We start from the raw sequence: 510 nt of genomic DNA, 5'->3' as shown, positions 1-510 counted from the left end.
TTCTGCGTCTGTTAAGTTAGCTGGATCTTTAACTGGTGTCTTAGCTTTTGGATCTTTAACGCCTGCTGCATCTTTTGCTTTTTCTACTGTTTTGTCCGGTGTCAAGGTTGCTTCTGAACCGTCTTTGAAGGTTACTGTCGCAGATCCGTCATTTCCTACTTCTACGTTGGCAACTTTTTCTGGGTTCGCATCTTCGATTGCTTTCTTAACTTTACCTTTTTCTTCTTCGGTTAAGTTAGCTGGGTTTTCTACCGGTGTCTTAGCTGGATTTACGATTCCATCTGCATCTTTTGTTGCTTTTTCAACTGTCTTATCCGGTGTCAAGGTCGCAACTGATCCGTCCTTGAAGGTTACTGTAGCTGTTCCATCTGGTGTTACTTCTACGTTGGCAACTTTTTCTGGGTTCGCATCTTCGATTGCTTTCTTAACTTTACCTTTTTCTTCTTCGGTTAAGTTAGCTGGGTTTTCTACCGGTGTCTTAGCTGGATTTACGATTCCATCTGCATCTTT

At 42.2% G+C, this 510-nt stretch carries 1 pseudogene; it reads right to left on the bottom strand.

The window, feature by feature from the left end:
- Nucleotides 1-510: pseudogene (locus tag ADH81_RS11190) on the bottom strand (hypothetical protein); the annotation flags it as partial.

It is taken from the genome of Streptococcus pseudopneumoniae (assembly GCF_001072925.1).
Taxonomy (GTDB): domain Bacteria; phylum Bacillota; class Bacilli; order Lactobacillales; family Streptococcaceae; genus Streptococcus; species Streptococcus pseudopneumoniae_Q.
Note: the sequence above shows the minus strand (reverse complement) of the source record. Positions and strands in the feature narration are given on the sequence as shown.